We start from the raw sequence: 14938 nt of genomic DNA, 5'->3' as shown, positions 1-14938 counted from the left end.
AGAAGAAAACAAAAACGGCGCTCTATATAGGCGCCGTTTTTACTGCTCAGTTTCAAGCTGCCGGAGGTGCCTCGGCGCGCTCAGCCTTGACGGCACACACCTTGAACTCGGGAATGTGAGCCACGGGATCCAGCGCATTAATGGTTAGCTTGTTGGCCGCGGCTTCCACGAAATGGAATGGCAGGAACAGCACCCCAGGCTGAGCCCGGCGGCTGACAAAGGCCTGAATGAATATCTCACCACGGCGGCTTTCCAGTTTGAGCCAGTCGCCCTTGCCGACGCCCAAACGCTCGGCATCCTCAACAGAGATCATCACTCTGGGGGAGCCGAGTTCGTCCAGTCCGGCGGTTTTACGGGTCATGGTGCCGGTGTGGAACTGCTCCAGCAGGCGTCCGGTCGACAGCATCAAGGGGTAATCACCGTCCGGCAGCTCAGCCGGTAAACGATAATTGACCGGCTGCAGTCGCCCTTTGCCGTGAGTAAAGCTGTTGCGGTGCAATACCCGGGTACCCGGATGTTGCTCATCTGGGCAGGGCCACTGCAGCCCGGCCGGGTTATCCGTGGTTCTGCGCCAACTGATCCCGGCGTAGCTGGGGGTCAGGGCGGTGACTTCCTGCCAAATTGCCTGTTCATCGCCATAGTGCCAGTCGGCGCCCATGGCATTGGCCAGCAGCTGTAGTATCTGCCAGTCCGGACGGGCACTACCTGGCGATTGCAAGGCGACTTCCAGTCGTTGAACCCGGCGCTCGGTATTGGTGAAGTGGCCGCGCTTTTCGGCAAAGGCCGCTGCCGGCAATACCACATCGGCCATTTCGGCAGTTTCGGTGAGAAAGATATCCTGTACTACCAAAAATGGCAGTTTTTTCAGCGCCTTGAGCACATGGGCTTGGTCAGGGTCGCTCAGTACCGGGTTTTCGCCCATGACAAACAGGCTCTGCAGCCTGCCATCCAAAATCGCCTGCATCATATGAGAGGCTGGAATACCTGTCTCAGGACTCAGCTTATCTGTGCCCCAGGCCCGCGCCAGTTTCAGCCGCGCAGCATCGTTATCCAGACGTTGATAGCCGCTGAAATAGTTGGGCAGGGCCCCCATATCACAGGCACCCTGGACATTGCTCTGGCCGCGCAAGGGGTTGATCCCGGCGCCGTCGAGTCCGAGGTTGCCCAGCAATAGCTGCAAGTTGGCAATGGCGGTGACATTGTCATGGCCTGTGGTGTGCTGGGTGATCCCCATGGCGTAGTAGAGAGCGGTCTTTTGGGCTGTGCCCAGCATTTTGGCCATGGCCGCTATTTCGCTGCTGCTGACACCTGTCACCCTGGCGGCTTGCTCCAAGCTGTAATCCGGGCGCAACAACTCTTCGCGCAAGGCCTCAAAGCCTGTGGTGCGGCTGCGGATATAGGCCTTGTCATGCCAGTCGTTGAGCAGTATCTGTTGCATGATGGCGTTGAGCAGCATCACATCTGTGCCGGGGCGATGACGCACAAACAGCTCGGCACTGTCGGCTATGCTGACTCGCTTGGGATCGGCGACCAGGAGTCTGGCCTTGCCGCGATTGACAACCGACTTGATCCTCGAGGCTATGATGGGGTGAGCGCAGTCGGTATCCGAGCCCAGGATAAAGATGAGATCTGAATCCTCTATGCCGGGAATATCATTGGTCATGGCGCCGCTGCCGAGGGCATCGTAGAGCCCTGTGACAGTGGAGGCGTGGCACAGGCGGGCGCAGTGATCTATGTTGTTGCTGCCGATAACGGCTCTGAACAGCTTTTGCAGCAGGAAGTTTTCTTCATTGGTGGCTTTGGCGGATGCCAGTGCACCGAACGAACTCGGGCCAAACTGTGCCAATTGATCTTGCCAGTGGGCGGCAATATAGCTGATGGCCGTTTGCCAGCTACAGGGTTCCAACTTGCCGTTACGGCGTATCAGTGGCTGGGTCAGGCGCTCTTCACTGTTGATAAAGTCGAAGCCGAAGCGGCCCTTGACGCAGAGCATGCCCTGGTTCACAGGTGAGCGCACATCACCTTCGGCCGCCAGGATACGATTCTGGCTAGTGTCTACCTTGAAGCGGATGCGACAACCCACGCCGCAATAGGTGCAGATGGTGCTGGTCACCTTGGTATCGGGTGCTTGTCCTTGGGTCTTGTGGCGGGCATCGACCAGAGCACCGGTCGGGCATACCTGCAGGCAGTTGCCGCACTGAACACAATCGCTGTCGGCCATGGAGACGCTGAAACCGGCTCTGGGGGCCCGGCGTTCGCTATTGCCTCCCGGTAGCGCCGAGAATTGGTCGGCCTCAAAGCTGATCGCCTTGTGGCCGCTGCGACTGTGGCAGATGTCAACACAGGCGCCGCAGCTGATGCAGCGATTGGCGTCGAAACGGATAAAAGGCGCACTCAAGTCCTGGGCAAAGTGTCTGGCCAGCAGCGCCGAGTCGCCACTGCTATCTTGCTCTAGCAAGCCCTGGCTGCTGACCTTGTATTCACTGGCGTAGTCTCGCAGGCGACAGTCCATATTGGCCTGACAGCCGCATTCGAGGCAGCGTTTGGCCTCGGCTTCGGCCATTTGCGGCGTCAGTCCCAGCTCCACTTCGGCAAAGTTACTCAGGCGCTCGGCTACCGGCAGTTCCGGCATCTTGACTCTGGCACTTTTCACCTGTGAGGGGAAAAGACCTTTGGGTAAATCCTGTTGGGACTTGAGCCCTATAGCCTTGCTGGCATTGAACGCCACCGGCGTCAGTGGGCAACTGAGCCCCTGATTGAACAGGGCATCTATGGCCTCGGCGGCGCGGCGACCATCGGCGACCGCTTCCACCGCAGTGGCGGGTCCGCGGCGTACATCACCGATAACAAACAGTTTTTCCAGCCCTGTACTCAGTGTGATGTCGCAGCCGTTGATCGTATTCCAGCGGCTGAGCGCCGGAGCGCCTTGCAGCAGACGGTTTTCGGCCTGTTGCAGAAAGGCCAGATCCGGTGATTGGGACACGGCGGCGATCAGGGTATCAAACTCGCAGTCGAAGGTTTCGCCGCTGGGCTGAGGTCGGCGGCGGCCGGAGGCATCCGGTTCGCCTAAAGACATTTTTTCAAGCGTGACTCGTGCAAGACGGCCGTCACTGCCGGCATGGTTGGCCACAGGATTGGTCAGTAGTAGGAAGTGGATCCCTTCCTGCTCAGCTTCATGAATTTCAAAGGCTTCGGCCGGCATCTCCTCTTTGGTACGCCGGTAGATCAGGGTCACTTCGGCGCCGAGGCGTCTGGCGCTGCGGGCACAATCTATGGCGGTATTGCCGCCGCCGACAACGGCTACCTTTTTACCTGTGACCAGCTGGTGGTCCATTGCCAGATCTTTAAGGTAGTCGACCCCGAGATAGCAGCCGGGCAGGTCACTGCCAGGATAGTCGAGTGGCACAGCCTTTTGCGCGCCCATCGCCAGACAGAGGGCATGATACTCCTCGGCCAGTTTCGGCAGCAGGATATGCTCGCCTATGACTGTGTTGGTGTGAATGCGAATGCCGCTGCGCTCCAGCAGAGCTATCTCTTTATCGAGTATCGCCTTGGGCAGGCGATACTCTGGAATGCCGTATCTTAGCCAGCCACCGGCCTTGGGGGCGGCCTCAAAGATGTCTACTTCATGGCCCTGATTGGCGAGGAAAAACCCGGCGCTGAGCCCGGCGGGACCGGCGCCGATTATGGCGACCTTCTTGCCGCTGGGGTCGGCCTTGGGCGGCTGATAGGGTTCGGCATCGGCCAAATCCAGATCGGCGGCGTGGCGTTTTAGCTGACGTATTGCCAGTGGCTCATCGATTAGGGCGCGGCGACAGGCGCTTTCACAAAATGCCGGGCAGACCCGGCCGATAGACAGCGGCAGAGGCAGCGTCTGCTTGAGGATCCGCACCGCTTCTGTGTGGTTGCCCTGACCTATATGATACAGGTAAGACTGCACATCAACGCCTGCCGGGCAGGCTTGCTGGCAGGGGGCTTCGCAATCGGCGAAGTGATCTTTCAAGATCCGTTTCAGCACTTGCTGCCGATGACTGTGCACTGTCTGGGTATGATTCTTGAGCTGCATTCCGGCGATTGCCGGAGTCGAGCAGGCCAGCAGCGGTCTGTCACCGTCGACCATTACCTGGTCAACTCGGGTCAGTTGGCACAGGTGTTGATCGGCGCCTTCTGTGGTAGCCGCGTGTGCGTCTGTATGGTGACACAGACAAGGAATGTCGATGCCGGCCCGCTGGGCCGCCTGCAACAGGGTCTCGCCCTCAAAGGCGCTGACGGCCTGGCCGTCGATATAGATCTCAAACATGGGCAGCCTTGTTATTTGCTCACCTCGATGGCGGTGAAGTAGGGACTAATTAAGCTGATAACCATGCAGTATATCGATCGAGTGAGTTGCTTCATTGAGCTGGAACAGGCTTTTGCCGGGGAATTCACAAAGCTTGGCGAGTCTGTGCACTTGTCTGAAAAATGGATTTTACTCAGTGTGATCTGGCTCGGCAGGAGATCTTGCTGACAGATATCTGCGCACTAAACTGAGGTGAAGTTGTCGCTTGGGATTTCAATGCGTCAGTCGGGAAAAGCACGCTGGAGTATGTTGCTATTTGGTTGAGGTATGAAGAATACCGGTAGCAGATTCGAGATGATTTGCTCTTGAAAAGGGTACGCATAATTGGCTCGAAGGCCTAGTTTTTGCTGAAAAATCATTGACTCCCTGACAATGTAAATTTCAAATAGATGGCTGCAGGTATCGTTTGTCATTGAAGGCTGCTGCTCGGCATGACCACCTGATTCATTTGTTGATTAAGTTGGCATATTTGATTTTTTGTCACAGTTTTTTCACCGCGGAATTCGCTAGAGTGTGTCAGATGTTTTACCGGAACCGGCTCTGAATGCAGTACCTGCGAAAAAAAATCAAGCTTCTGCCTGCAGTGGCATAGGTTTCAGCGGCTGCTTGGGTTAAAATCCCTCGTTTGCTACGTCCTTAACACCAAAGAAAGTTGAAATCGCATGTTTGAAGTCAATCCGGTAAAAAACAAAATCAAGGAGCTTGCCGACCGCACAATGCTCCTTAGGGGGTATCTTTGACTATGACGCCAAGAAAGAGCGTCTGGAAGAAGTAAGCCGCGAGCTGGAAAGCTCCGAAGTATGGAATGAGCCAGAGCGCGCTCAGGCCCTGGGTAAAGAGCGCTCGGCGCTGGAAGTTGTGGTTAAGACCATAGACGATATGGATGCGGGCCTCGAAGATGTCGAAGGACTGCTGGAGCTGGCCATTGAAGAGGAAGATGAAGAAACCTTCAATGATGCCAACAGTGAACTGGGCGATCTGGAAAAGCGCCTGGAAGAGCTGGAATTCCGCCGTATGTTCTCGGGTCCACAGGACGCTTCCGACTGCTATCTGGATATTCAGTCCGGCTCCGGCGGCACCGAAGCGCAGGACTGGGCCAATATGGTGCTGCGCATGTATCTGCGCTGGGGTGAAGAACATGACTTTAACCCTGAACTTATCGAAGTCTCAGACGGCGATGTGGCCGGTATCAAGAGTGCCACCATCAAGTTCAGTGGTGAATACGCCTATGGCTGGCTGAGAACCGAAACCGGCGTGCATCGCCTGGTACGTAAGTCGCCCTTCGACTCGGGTGGTCGCCGCCATACCTCATTCTGTTCTGTGTTTGTTTACCCTGAGATTGACGACTCCATCGACATCGATATCAATCCGGCCGATCTGCGTATCGACGTGTACCGCGCCTCGGGTGCCGGTGGTCAGCACGTTAACAGAACCGAATCTGCGGTGCGTATTACCCACCTTCCGACCAATACCGTGGTGCAGTGCCAGAACGACCGTTCACAGCACAAGAACAAAGACACAGCAATGAAACAGTTGAAAGCCAAGCTGTTTGAGTTGGAAATGCAAAAGCAAAACGCCGAGAAGCAGGCGGCGGAAGATGCCAAGTCGGACATCGGCTGGGGCAGTCAGATCCGCTCCTACGTGCTGGATGATTCCCGCATCAAGGATCTGCGCACCGGGGTGGAAACCCGTAATACCCAGGCCGTGTTGGACGGTGATCTGGACAGATTTATTGAAGCCAGCCTGAAGTCCGGGCTGTAACAGAGAAGAAGCGGAAAATGACTGAACAAGTATTGGATGAGAACAAGCTGATCGCGGAACGTCGCGCCAAGCTGGAACATGTACGCCAGGGCTGCCCGGCCAATGGTCACCCTAACACTTTCCGTCGCAGCCACAAGGCTGCCGAGCTGCAGGCGCAGTTCGCCGATAAGAGCAAAGAAGAGCTCGAGTCTCTGGGCTTCAAGACCGCCATTGCCGGTCGGATCATGGCCAAGCGCGGCCCCTTCCTGGTTCTGCAGGACGTATCCGGCCGCATTCAGGCCTATGCCGGCAAAGAAGTACAGGCTGATCTGAAAGAACGCTATCAGGGCCTGGATATCGGCGACATAGTTGGCGTTAAAGGCACTCTGCACCTGTCCGGTAAGGGCGACCTGTACGTTAATATGGAAGAGTATCAGCTGCTGACCAAGGCGCTGCGCCCGCTGCCTGAGAAGTTCCACGGTTTGACCGATCAGGAAACCCGTTACCGTCAGCGTTATGTTGACCTGATCGTCAACCAGGATTCCCGTGATGCCTTCGTCATGCGCTCCAAAGTGGTTTCAGCCATACGTAACTTCATGGTGAAAAAAGAGTTTATGGAAGTGGAAACCCCTATGATGCATGTCATCCCGGGTGGTGCTTCCGCGCGTCCATTTATCACTCACCACAATGCGCTGGATATCGACATGTATCTGCGTATTGCGCCTGAGCTGTACCTCAAGCGTCTGGTTGTCGGTGGTTTTGAGCGAGTGTTCGAAATCAACCGTAACTTCCGTAACGAAGGTCTGTCGCCACGCCATAACCCAGAATTCACCATGATGGAATTCTATATGGCCTACGCAGATTACCGCGATCTGATGGATCTCACCGAAGAGATGCTGTCTTCCATCGCTCAGGATCTGCTGGGTGACACCAAGCTGCCTTACGGCGAGCACAGCATAGACTTCGGCGGCCCTTATGCCCGCATGAGCATGCTGGAAGCGATTCAGCACTACAACCCAGACAACGCCACAATTCAGGCCATGACCTATGAAGAGGTCAAGGATCTTGAGTTTATGCGGAAGTTGGCTAAAGACGTAGGGCTGGAAATCGAATCTTTCTGGACCTGTGGTCAACTGCTGGAAGAGATCTTCGGTGAAACCGCCGAGCCTAAACTGATGCAGCCTACCTTCATCACCGGCTACCCAGCGGACATCTCGCCACTGGCCCGTCGCAACGATGACAACGACTTCATCACCGACCGCTTCGAGTTCTTTATCGGTGGTCGTGAAGTGGCCAACGGCTTCAGCGAGCTCAACGACGCCGAAGATCAGGACAACCGCTTCAAGGCTCAGGTTGAAGCCAAGGATGCCGGTGACGATGAAGCCATGTTCTATGATGCCGACTATATTACGGCGCTTGAGCACGGCCTGCCACCAACAGCCGGTCAGGGCATAGGTATCGACCGTCTGGTGATGTTGTTTACCAACACTCACACCATTCGTGACGTGATCCTGTTCCCGGCCATGCGCCCACAGGCTTAAGTTCAGTCGCTCGAATTAGACGAGTCAATTCCATGAAGAAGCCGGCCAAGTGCCGGCTTTTTGTTTCCTGTTTTTAGGGCGATTCAGTGCACTCTGGCCCCTGGGCCAGCACAATCCGGTTGCGGCCCTGTGCTTTGGCTTGGTAGAGGGCTGCATCGGCCCTGGAAACCACGGCATCTATATCGGTATCACTGCACTGAAACTCGCTCAGGCCACCGCTGATGCTGGCGCATTCTTCGGCAATACCCAAGGCTCTGAGGCGCCGGGCACACTCGCTTCGCAAACGTTCTGCAATCGGTTGCGCCTGCTTGGCAGCAGTGTGGGGCATAAGGATGACAAACTCATCGCCGCCGTAACGGGAAGCGCTATCCTGAGCCCTGAGACCGGCCAGGCAGACCTCTCCCAGGGTAACTATCGCCTTATCGCCCATCAGATGGCCCGAGCTGTCGTTGAGTTTCTTGAGGTTATCGAGATCGAAGATCAATATGCTGGTTGGGGTTCGGTAACGTTGAAATAGGGTTAGGTTTTCTGTTAACAGTTTGAGCAACTTTCGGCGGTTGTATAGTTGAGTGAGCGGATCGCGCTCGCACCTTTCCCTGAGCTCCAGCTCCAAATAATGACGGCGGGTAATGTTGCTGGCGACCCAAATTACGGCATCTTCACCATCGACTTGAAAGTCCAATGCTTGGATCCGACCTTCAAACCAGATGGATTCAGTGGGGCCTTGCTCTGTGAGCCCCATAACATCGTTGCCGCTCAGGCTGTATTCCACCACCCTGAGGCGGCGGCTCAGCAAGGCTTGCGCTATTTGGCTCAGAAACCACTCGCACTTGGGGGGTTGGATGACTTGGGAGATGTATTGTCCTATCAAGGCCGTGCCGTCGTGATAGTAGCGACTGTCGGCACCTCCCAGTACTGCGGCATAGCGGCCACTGCGGGTCAGAATAAATACCGGATCCGGTAAAGCGGCGAAGATAGATAAGGTCTGGGACAGAGAAAACATCTTGTCTCCTCCTGGTTTTTTTATTTTATCTTAGTCCAATATATTGAATTTACGGGGCAAAATCGATTTTTTCTGCAGAAACTATACTGAAGATCTCGGTGTTGTTGTATCCGAGTTCAACCTGGAGGCTGGTTTGATGAAAACTTCAGCTTTAATGTTAACCTTGACTCTTTCTTCCTTCGCCGGTGTTGCCCATGCTGCACTTACGGAAGCGCAACAGATGATGTTGGATGACGCCCTGAGCGCTGCGCCGCCCACCATACGCGCCAGTGTTACTGTTGTCGATTGGGATAAAAACGTGTTGCAACAGGGAGATGGCAGCTACACCTGCTTTCCTACTCCGCCGCAGCTCAAGGGAACGGCTCCTATGTGTATGGACGGCCCTTGGATGGAATGGGCTAATGCCTGGATGGAGAAAAAACCTTTTCAGGCCAATGCAATAGGTATTTCCTACATGTTGGCCGGTGATGGAGGGGCCAGCAATATTGACCCGTATGCGGAAATGGAAACCGCGGATAATCAATGGATTGTCGAAGGACCACACCTGATGATTCTGGTGCCGGATCCCGCCATGCTTGACAGTTTGCCGACAGACCCGGCGCAAGGTGGTCCCTATGTGATGTGGAAGGGCACCCCTTATGCCCACATAATGATCCCGGTCGGAGCCAGAAAATAAAAGTTGATAGTACCAAATGCCGTTCACTTTAATTAAACGGCATTTTTTATGTTTATGGGATCAGAAACTTGCTTGTCAGAGTTCCAGGCCCAGTTGTTTGCTGTGATTTCTTGCATCTTGGGGCTGTTGCAACACAGCTAGAGGTTGGCCGTGTTTGGCTTGCCAACGGTCACTGAGCAGACGCTGTAGACTTATGGCCAGCTCAGGTGCCTGGGCATTATCCGGGGTGTGGATGAACAGATAGGGTTGGCGCCCCTCCTCCAGCCATTGGCATAGCTTGTCCAGCCAAGGCTTGAAGAAACCTTGATTGACCTCGAGCTCCGGGTGGCCGATAAAGCGAACTGTGGGATAGCGGCCGGTGGCTATGGCATGTACCGGCACTCTGGGTTTCTTTTCATGGGCGTCGATGACGGCGGCACTGTTTGGCGGCGCGGCAAATACCGGCCGGGTGTCCATTATGATGCGGTTGACCGAGCGCTGCAGCAGCAAGCGATTGAGTCGACGCTCGGTTTCTCCCTTGGCAAAGAAGGCCGGGTGGCGTACCTCGACCCCGAGAGGCAACTCGGATGGCAGTTTGCCAAGAAAGGTGTTCAGCGTCCCCAAGGCGTCAGGGCCAAAATAGCCGGGCAACTGAATCTTCCACAGGCCTGTCTTGGCAAACAGTGGCGACATCACCTGCAGGAACTGCTTGAGTTCATCGTCACAGTGCCTCAGTTGCAACTTGTGAGTGATCTCCTGCGGCAGTTTAAAGGTAAAGCGAAAGTCCTCACCCACGGCATCGCGCCAGTTACTGACATTGTTTGCCGATGGGGTGGCATAAAAGCTGGTGTTGCCCTCTACCGTATTGAAAACCTCGGCGTAGCGCGCCAGACGCTCGGCCTGAGGTGTCCCCCTTCCATAAAGGCTTCGCTGCCACTGGTTATGGGACCACATGGCCAGTCCCAATCTCAGCTCTGGTATCTGTTGCTGACCGCTCACCACGGGCTCCGTCAAATGGGTCTCCGGTGCTATTGTGTCTGCGGTCCCTGGCAGGGTCAAGAGTACCGCTGGCACTATGACTGCCACAAAATGCACAGAATTTCAGCAGAGTTTGAGTTAATAATATATTGAGTTTGCAGTGCTTATTTATGCTTACATATAATGAATCGGTGCATTGTAACCTCAGTGCTCACTGACATAAGGACAGGATGTCATTAAATTGGTTCTACACCGACCCGCATTAGCCTATTCCATTCAAATTAAGGATGATTTATGCCTGATACCCAGAGTGCCTCAGCGCAGGATGAGCCGTCGTTCCTGACTGTGACCCTTGCTGACTTACCCGCCGATATTCAATTGAGATTGCCGACAGATAATGCGCCGAGCGCAATAGCCAGGTTGGCCTTGGGGGTATTACTGCTGAGTGCCTCGATTCTCTGGTGGCTGCTGGATGACGCCAGTGCGCTGCAAATAGGCAATCCCATGATGGCCAATCTGCTGGCGCTGGTTGGAATCTTGCTGGGCAGTGCCAGTTTTATCAGTGGCAGAAGCGCAATGCAGCAAAGGCAGCAGTGGCGCCAACAGGCCCTGGAGCAGCAGTTGGATCAGCGAGTCGTTATCAGTGAGCAAGAGATCCCCGAAGGGTTTGACCTGGTTTTTTCCCAGCTGTCAGCCAGTTGCTTTAGAGTGTCGCTGGAACCAATAAACTGAATGTTGAACCAAGAAAAAACGCAGCCTGAGCGCTGCGTTTTGTGTTTAAAGGTTGGCCCTGGGCGCTGTGCTGGAGCTTCTCCAGTTTATTGCCCCTTGGTTAGCCTATCTTGGTCAGTATCCCGGCCATTTGCAGCAGTTGGCTGAGAATAATCACCACCCCGCACAGCGCTGCCAGCATGAGTGCGGGTTTACCACCAGCGACCCGGTAGCTGCCTGCCGGCATAGGCTGGAGCCGCTGTTTCCAGACCATGGCAACGGGCAGGAACACCGCCAATATCACCAAAGCTATCGCCGCATAACCCAGGGCGGCCATAAAGCCCTGAGGGTAGAAGAGGGCAAACCCCAGTGGTGGCAAAAAGGTGATGGCTGCAGTTTGCAGCCTATGGCCGGCACTGTCGTTGCGGCGCAAAATATCACCCATAAAATCAAATAGCCCCAGGCTGACGCCCAAAAAAGAGGTGGCCAGTGCCAGGTCGGCAAATATGGATACTGTCTGGCCTATCATGGGGTTATGCAGCAGTTGCCCCAGGCTATTGATGAATTTGGGCAGTTCTTTGGAAGCCATCAATTCGCTTTGGCTCAAAGCCCCCTGACTGGCCAATTGCCAAAGTAGGTAAACCAGCAGCGGCATAGCTGAGCCGACAATCATGATTTTCTTCAGCGCCTTGAGATCCAGTCCCACATAGCGCACCACAGAGGGGATAGAGCCGTGAAACCCGAAAGAGGTGAAGATTACCGGTAGGGCTGAGATGACCAGGCCTTGCTGCAACGGTAGCTCCAGCAAGTATCCCCCTTGGGCGTGGGGCAACAGCAGCGCCAACATGATGACCAGGGCGACTATTTTGAGGGTGAATAGCACCCGGTTGATCATATCGACTGAATGGGTTCCTATGGCGACCACCAGGGCGATCAGCAGGGCAAAACCTATGGCGCCTACCTGTGGCGGCAGCGTCAGGTCGGCATAACGAACCAGCTTATCGTTGAGCTGGGCACCACCACCGGCGATGTAGGCGGCGCACAGGGCATACAATAGAAACATCATTGCCAGGCTGGCCAGTAACTGCCCCTTACGGCCGAGCAGCTTGTGTGCCAAGGTGTGCAAAGTGGCATGAGCGGGGGCATGTTGATGCACTTCCAGCATTAACAGCGCTGTGTAACTCATCAATCCCCAAAGCAATAGCATCAGTATCGAGGCGACCCCGAAACCCAGGCCGGCAGAGGCCAGCGGCAGCGCCAGCATCCCGGCACCAATTGTGGTGCCTGCTATGATCAGCATGCTACCAAAGGTTTTGTTGTTATTCATTTTATTACATTCTCAACAAGCATTTTCGTAATAGGGACCCAGGCTTTGGATTTGTGGGTACCCAAGAGAACCGGAAAGCCGGTAACGAAACCTGACAGCAAAGCCACAGTGGCTCACAGGAGAGGGAGGTTCAGGTCATTATCCCCGCCCAAGCCACTGTGGCTTGGGATAGAGATAAAGCTTGTGTATTGGCCGCATTGCGAATCTCGGGTTGTGTTTATAAACCCAGGCCAAGCGGGCCCGGAAAAGTGTGATTCACCTTAGCGGCGCGAAAAGAGGGTGTCAATGAGTTTGTACTGCTGTAACGGTACGCTGTGACTTGGTTGGCGAAAATTCACTCGGCTGCAGCACTTGAAGCATAAGGGTTTCACTTCAGCGCCAGTTGTTGTCTGACCAGCTCGACCATTGCTTGGGCGGCAAAAGAGAGTGGTTGCCCCCGGCGCCAGAATAGCGATAGCTCCCAGAGCAGATCGGATGCGGCCAGAGGTATGCTGATCACCCCGGCCACCGCATGGCGCTCGGCAATAAAGCTTGGCAGTATCATGGCTCCTGTGCCTGCTGCCACCAGGGCGATACCAAAGTCGGGATGACTGACCCGAGTCACATCTTTGGGGCTGAAGCCGGCTCTCTGGCAGGCATTGATTACCAGCTCATGCAGGGCGTATTCGGGTTCGAACAGTATCTGTGGGATCTCCGCCAACGCCTTGAGGGTCAGCTCTTGACTACCTGCCAGAGGATGTTGTCTTGGCAATACCACCACCATGGGATCGCGGCGGATCCTGATACCATCAAACTCATCCTCAAAGGAGATGATCCCGGTTGCCAGCTCGATTTCCCCTTTCTTGAGGGCCGCGGTTTGCTCTACGCCGCCGCGTACCAATAGATGCATCTGCACCTTGGGATAGCGATTACGAAAGCGGGCGATGACAGGAGCAAAGAGTTCGGCACTGCCGAGAGGGGCCAGCCCCAGATGCAGTTCACCCGAGTTGAGACTGCGCTGCGCCGCCAACTCTCTGAGCATGTTGCGGCGTACATTCAATAGTTCCTGGCCGTGACGGTAGACGACCTCTCCGGCTGCTGTAGGACGTAACTGGCTGCCACGCTTGCCTCTTTCCAAGAGTACAAGATCCAGTTCCTGCTCCAACTGGCGAATGGACTTGGACAGCGCAGGTTGGGTCAGGTGGATCTTTTCCGCTGCCTTGGCAAATCCGCCGGCATCCACTATTTCGATAAAGTAGCGAACAACTTTCAGATCCAATTGAATAACCTTATGGAATGCAAACTATGCTTAATATTCATTTTTTTTATTTATATTGCAAGCCTAGAATAAACACCAGTTAAGTTATTCGGTAAAGATATGCACTCCCTCTGCAAACGCCTTGCTTCCCCTCAAAAAGTGGCGAAAGTCATTTGGCTCCAAGGCAAATACATCAGCGCGACCTTGCTGCAAATTGCAGCTATCTGTTTGCTGGCATGGGCTACTCATGCCTTGGCCGCCACATTGCACTCACCCATTCCCGGCAGTGTGCTTGGGATGCTGGTAGTGTTGTTGGCGCTGGGGCTCAAGCTTATCCCGGAAAAGGCGTTGCAACTGGGGGCTGCCTGGTTGATTGGCGATCTCTTGCTGTTTTTTATCCCGCCGGTGATTTCAGTACTCAAGTATGAAACCTTACTCGAGGAGTATGGTTTCAATATTATGCTGACCCTGGTGCTCGGCAGCGCTTCAGTATTGCTGGGAACCGGCTTTGTGGTGGACAGGGTATTTCGTTTCGAGCGGCGCCTTAATTTGAAACGCCAACTGGCCAAACATGGAGTGCAAGGGTAACGCTATGTCTCACAGCTTACTTGCTCTTTTGAGTCTGCTGATCACCCTTATCTGTTATTACGGCGCCAAGGCTTTATACCGCAGGCATCGTAGCTGGTGGTTGGCTCCGATATTTTTGGCGCCTTTGGCCGTGCTGGCTGTGGTGTTGCTGTTGGCGATTCCGCTGCCGACCTATTTTGAGTACACCCATTGGCTGATGGCATTGCTGGCCCCAGCGACCATAGCTTTTGCAGTGCCTATTTACCGCGAGCGCAAGTTGATCCGCCGTTATCCGATCACTATTAGCCTTGGGGTTATGGCCGGGCTCATGTTGGGTTTGGTGTCATCCTGGCTATTGGTCAAATTGGTGCCTCTGCCGAGCGAACTGAGTCACAGCGTACTGGTGCGCTCTGTGTCGACGCCCTTTGCCATGGAGGCCACTGGTGCCTTCGGTGGCGTGCCGGAATTAACCGCTATGTTGGTGTTGCTCACCGGCGTGATAGGTATGCTGGTGTGTGAGCCGTTGTTCAAGTTGGCGCGGATCAAGACCTCTCTTGGTAAAGGAGTGGCACTCGGCGCTTCTGCCCATGGTGCCGGCGCCGCCAAAGCCAGCGAATTCGGTCAGCAGGAAGGCGTGATTGCCAGTCTGACGATGATCTTTACCGGTATCGCCATGGTGCTCGGCGCGCCTTTATTTGCGTTGATTTTTGTTTGATTTAATCGATTTGGATTCAAGTAGATGACCTGACCACAAGGGTTACTGCCGTTTTTGAGTCTATCCATCACCCGATGGCCTTTTCTTGTGGTGACCGCCTGCATCGTCAGGCGTTTTTCCTGAGC

The 14938-nt window shown here is 54.9% G+C and carries 11 protein-coding genes; 6 read left to right on the top strand and 5 right to left on the bottom strand.

From position 1 onward, the window contains the following. Window positions 1-52 precede the first annotated feature (52 nt). Window positions 53-4300 carry a formate dehydrogenase subunit alpha gene (gene fdhF, locus SIL79_RS02955; RefSeq protein ID WP_233962642.1) on the bottom strand — a complete coding sequence of 1416 codons (4248 nt, stop codon included), beginning with the start codon at window positions 4298-4300 and terminating at the stop codon, window positions 53-55. Between the two features lie 701 nt (window positions 4301-5001). Between fdhF and prfB the strand changes: the two genes are divergently transcribed. Together prfB and lysS are read left to right on the top strand one after the other, a co-directional pair. Beyond that, window positions 5002-6100 (top strand): peptide chain release factor 2 gene (gene prfB / locus SIL79_RS02950; protein WP_162206727.1). Its coding sequence is split into 2 segments (ribosomal slippage): window positions 5002-5076 and window positions 5078-6100, totalling 1098 coding nucleotides; the frame shifts between segments, so codons are not numbered across the junction. Window positions 6101-6117: 17 nt separating this feature from the next. Continuing rightward, window positions 6118-7620: a lysine--tRNA ligase gene (lysS, locus tag SIL79_RS02945; protein WP_028779438.1), complete on the top strand. Its 1503-nt coding sequence runs from the start codon at window positions 6118-6120 to the stop codon at window positions 7618-7620. Window positions 7621-7693: 73 nt separating this feature from the next. Here the strand turns inward: lysS and SIL79_RS02940 are convergent, their stop codons facing one another. Continuing rightward, entirely contained in the window at window positions 7694-8623 is a 930-nt protein-coding gene (locus SIL79_RS02940) for a GGDEF domain-containing protein (RefSeq protein WP_071476549.1), read from the bottom strand. A gap of 136 nt (window positions 8624-8759) precedes the next feature. Here SIL79_RS02940 and SIL79_RS02935 point away from each other — a divergent pair, with 136 nt between their 5' ends. After that, on the top strand, window positions 8760-9299 hold the full coding sequence (locus tag SIL79_RS02935) for a hypothetical protein (RefSeq protein WP_071476550.1): 540 nt from the start codon (window positions 8760-8762) through the stop codon (window positions 9297-9299). Window positions 9300-9374: 75 nt separating this feature from the next. On the opposite strand, the gene SIL79_RS02930 is transcribed toward SIL79_RS02935, so the two are convergent. Then, window positions 9375-10232: a DUF72 domain-containing protein gene (locus tag SIL79_RS02930; RefSeq protein WP_233962789.1), complete on the bottom strand. Its 858-nt coding sequence runs from the start codon at window positions 10230-10232 to the stop codon at window positions 9375-9377. Window positions 10233-10550: 318 nt separating this feature from the next. On the opposite strand from SIL79_RS02930, the gene SIL79_RS02925 reads away from it, so the two are divergent. Then, window positions 10551-10988 carry a hypothetical protein gene (locus tag SIL79_RS02925; RefSeq protein ID WP_071476551.1) on the top strand — a complete coding sequence of 146 codons (438 nt, stop codon included), beginning with the start codon at window positions 10551-10553 and terminating at the stop codon, window positions 10986-10988. A gap of 100 nt (window positions 10989-11088) precedes the next feature. Here SIL79_RS02925 and SIL79_RS02920 read toward each other — a convergent pair whose 3' ends face one another. Together SIL79_RS02920 and SIL79_RS02915 are read right to left on the bottom strand one after the other, a co-directional pair. After that, the gene (locus tag SIL79_RS02920) at window positions 11089-12294 is read right to left on the bottom strand and encodes an aromatic amino acid transport family protein (protein WP_039035028.1); all 1206 of its coding nucleotides are present in this window, start codon (window positions 12292-12294) and stop codon (window positions 11089-11091) included. A gap of 367 nt (window positions 12295-12661) precedes the next feature. Next, on the bottom strand, window positions 12662-13552 hold the full coding sequence (locus SIL79_RS02915) for a LysR family transcriptional regulator (RefSeq protein ID WP_039035027.1): 891 nt from the start codon (window positions 13550-13552) through the stop codon (window positions 12662-12664). A gap of 99 nt (window positions 13553-13651) precedes the next feature. Between SIL79_RS02915 and SIL79_RS02910 the strand changes: the two genes are divergently transcribed. Continuing rightward, window positions 13652-14119, top strand: coding sequence for a CidA/LrgA family protein (locus SIL79_RS02910; protein WP_071476553.1), 468 nt, complete (start codon window positions 13652-13654; stop codon window positions 14117-14119). Between the two features lie 4 nt (window positions 14120-14123). Continuing rightward, a complete protein-coding gene (locus SIL79_RS02905) occupies window positions 14124-14813 on the top strand; it encodes an LrgB family protein (protein WP_083399819.1) in 690 nt (229 codons plus the stop codon). Window positions 14814-14938: the final 125 nt, after the last annotated feature.

Source organism: Shewanella indica (assembly GCF_033842865.1).
GTDB lineage: Bacteria > Pseudomonadota > Gammaproteobacteria > Enterobacterales > Shewanellaceae > Shewanella > Shewanella indica.
Note: the sequence above shows the minus strand (reverse complement) of the source record. Positions and strands in the feature narration are given on the sequence as shown.